This window comes from Cupriavidus sp. FW305-46 (assembly GCF_058787075.1).
The window spans coordinates 1-3,085 of sequence record NZ_JBYSZI010000123.1 but is presented as its reverse complement, the minus strand read 5'-3'; the positions used below and the strand labels follow the sequence as shown (position 1 = coordinate 3,085).

The following is a 3,085-nucleotide window of genomic DNA, read 5'->3' as shown; positions in this document are numbered from 1 at the left end:
CTGGAGCGGGAGACGAGTCTCGAACTCGCGACCTCAACCTTGGCAAGGTTGCGCTCTACCAACTGAGCTACTCCCGCAGGGGCACCGCTAAAATCCAACTAAGGCGTTTTATGCCGCAACACGCTGTTATCTCACAACATCTTGCGTCAAACCTACCTTATCTCGCTGCTTTCGTTTGCGTCGTCAGCAACGAGAATGAGATTATGCAAAGAACTGCTCTCGCCGTCAACACCTTTTCAAAAATTCTTTTCATTTCTGCGCGCCGGCGCGCGCCACCATCCCGCTGCGCTCGCGGATTTGCGGCCAGGCCAGCTTCATGTAATAGAACATCGACCAAAGCGTCAGCACCGCCGCCACGTAGATCATCCACGTGCCGAGCAGGTGGGCATCGAAGCCGAGCAGGCGGTCGCTGTACAGCAGCAGCGGGATCGCCACCATCTGCACCGTGGTCTTGAGCTTGCCGAGGAAGTTCACCGCCACGCTCTTGGAAGCGCCGATCTGCGCCATCCATTCACGCAGCGCCGAAATGGTGATCTCGCGCCCGATGATCACCAGCGCGATCAGGTCCGTGACCCGGCCCAGTGCCAGCAGCGAAAGCAGCGCCGCCGTCACCATCAGTTTGTCGGCGACCGGGTCCAGGAAGGCCCCGAACGACGAGGTCTGGTTCCAGCGCCGCGCAAGGAACCCGTCCAGCCAGTCCGTGACCGCGGCAATGATGAAGAACGACGCCGCCGTCAGGTTCTTGGCGTGCATCGGCAGCCACGCGTCGGGCAGGTAGAACACGCCAACCACCAGGGGAATCATGGCGACGCGAAGCCAGGTCAGCAGGATCGGGAAATTGAAGGGCATGGAACTCGGGCGGCGGGGGACGGTAACCAATCTTGCGATTGTCGCCGATTTCCGGACCAATCGACCATCACTGGCCAATTTCCCACCCCGCGGCCCCGCGCGCTCAGTGCAACTGCCGGTAGATCTCTTCGGCCAGGCCGCGTGAAATGCCCTCGACGCTGGCCAGTTCGTCGATGCTGGCGGCCATCACGCCGCGCAGCCCCCCGAAGCGGGTCAGCAGCTTCTGGCGCCGGCGCGCGCCGATGCCCTCGATCTCTTCCAGGCGCGAGGTGGTGCGCGTCTTGGCGCGGCGCGCGCGCATGCCGGTGATGGCAAAGCGGTGCGCCTCGTCGCGGATCTGCGCCACCAGCATCAGCGCGGCGCTGCCCTGCCCCAGTTCCAGCGACGGGCGGCCATCGGCGAACACCAGCGTCTCTAGGCCGACCTTGCGGCCCTCGCCCTTGGCCACGCCGACCAGCAGGCCGATATCCAGCCCGAGCTCTTCGAACACCTGCCGCGCCACCTCGACCTGTCCCTTGCCGCCGTCGATCAGCACGATCTGCGGCACCTGCGCCGCGGCTTCGCTGCCGGCCTCCATGCCGCCGTCTTCCTGGATCTGCTCGACCAGCTTCTGGTAGCGCCGCGTCAGCACCTGGCGCATGGCCGCGTAGTCATCGCCGGGAATGATGTCCTGGATGTTGTAGCGGCGGTATTCGCTGTTCTGCATGTCGTGGTGGTGGTACACCACGCACGATGCCTGGGTGGCCTCGCCGGCGGTATGGCTGATGTCGAAGCATTCCACGCGCAGCAGCGCCAGGTCTTCCAGGTCCAGCCCGATGGTTTCGGCCAGCGCGCGCGTGCGTGCCTCCTGGCTGCCCTGCTCGGCCAGCCGGCGCGACAGCGCCAGCGCCGCGCCCTGCTGCGCCATCTCCAGCCAGACCTTGCGCTGGCCCTGCGGCTGGCGCACCAGAGTGACCTTGCGCCCGGCGTGCAGCGTCAGCGCCTCGAGCACCGTGGCATCGTCCGGCGCATGGCTGACGACGATGATGGGCGGCGCCGGCTGCTCCAGGTAGTGCTGCACCATGAAGGCCGACAGCACCCGGGTGGCGATGCGGTCGACGGTCAGCGGCGGCGCGGCGGCGGCGCTGTCATCGTCGCGCTCATCGGCATCCTCGACGATCATCGCCGCTTCGTCGGCATGGGCCGGGAAGTAGGCCTTGTCGCCCAGATGGCGGCTGCCGCGCACCATGGCCAGGTTGACGCAGGCACGCCCGCCCTCCACGGCGACGGCCAGCACGTCGATGTCGCGCGCCTGCCCGCCCACCTCTTCCACCGCCTGGCGCTTGAGCACGGTCGACAGCGCCGCGATCTGGTCGCGCACGGCCGCGGCCTGCTCGAACTCCAGCCGCTCGGCATGCTGTTCCATCTTGCCCTGCAGGCCTTCCAGCACCTCGGTCTGGCGGCCTTGCAGGAAGCGCGCCGCGTTGGCGACATCGCGCGCATAGTCCTCTTCGCTGATGGCGTTGACGCACGGCCCGGTGCAGCGATGGATCTGGTGCAGCAGGCACGGCCGCGTGCGGTTGTTGAAGACGGTGTCCTCGCAGGTGCGCAGCTGGAACACCTTCTGCAGGATCTGCATGCTCTCGCGCACCGCATAGGCGCTAGGGAACGGCCCGAAGTACTGGTGCTTGCGGTCGGTGGCGCCGCGGTAGTACGCCATGCGCGGGAAGCGGTGCCCGGTCAGCTTCAGGAACGGGTACGACTTGTCATCGCGGAACAGGATGTTGTAGCGCGGCGCCAGCGCCTTGATCAGGTTGTTCTCGAGCAGCAGCGCCTCGGCCTCGGTGCGCACCACCGTGGTATCGATGCGGGCAATGCGCGCCACCATCATCGCAATACGCGGCGACAACTGGGTCTTGTTGAAGTAGCTCGACACCCGCTTCTTCAGGTCGCGCGCCTTGCCCACGTACAGCACATTGCCGGCCGCGTCGAAATAGCGGTACACGCCCGGCAGGCCGGGCAGGCGGGAAATGACCGGGCGCGGGTCGAACGGCTCCGGCGGCGCTTCAGCAGCCGCCTCGGCAGTCACCTCGGCTGGCCGGGCGGCCGCCGCTTCGGCCGGAACTTCGTCGGCGGGATTTGGGGAATCGGGTTGCTGGTCGGACATTGGGGACGGTGACCGCTACACGGCCTGCGCGCATCAAAACGGCATGGCCTCTAAAATCGCAAGTTTAGAGCAATTCAGCGCGCCCCCGCC

At 66.3% G+C, this 3,085-nt stretch carries 2 protein-coding genes and 1 tRNA gene; all 3 read right to left on the bottom strand.

Translation table 11 applies throughout. The annotated features are described in order from the left end of the window. Position 1 precedes the first annotated feature (1 nt). Positions 2 to 77, bottom strand: a tRNA-Gly gene (locus tag AC3WON_RS30845). A 172-nt stretch (positions 78 to 249) separates the two neighbouring features. Next, the gene (gene pgsA / locus AC3WON_RS30840; RefSeq protein WP_013957352.1) at positions 250 to 849 is read right to left on the bottom strand and encodes a CDP-diacylglycerol--glycerol-3-phosphate 3-phosphatidyltransferase; all 600 of its coding nucleotides are present in this window, start codon (positions 847 to 849) and stop codon (positions 250 to 252) included. Positions 850 to 952: 103 nt separating this feature from the next. Beyond that, complete coding sequence (uvrC, locus tag AC3WON_RS30835) at positions 953 to 2,995, bottom strand: excinuclease ABC subunit UvrC (RefSeq protein WP_492353453.1); 2,043 nt, start codon at positions 2,993 to 2,995, stop codon at positions 953 to 955. Positions 2,996 to 3,085 lie beyond the last annotated feature (90 nt).

Bases quoted from the DNA above. Each gene is read 5' to 3' on its own strand.
- uvrC (WP_492353453.1), bottom strand. From the start codon at position 2,995: ATGTCCGACCAGCAACCCGATTCCCCAAATCCCGCCGACGAAGTTCCG.
- pgsA (WP_013957352.1), bottom strand. From the start codon at position 849: ATGCCCTTCAATTTCCCGATCCTGCTGACCTGGCTTCGCGTCGCCATG.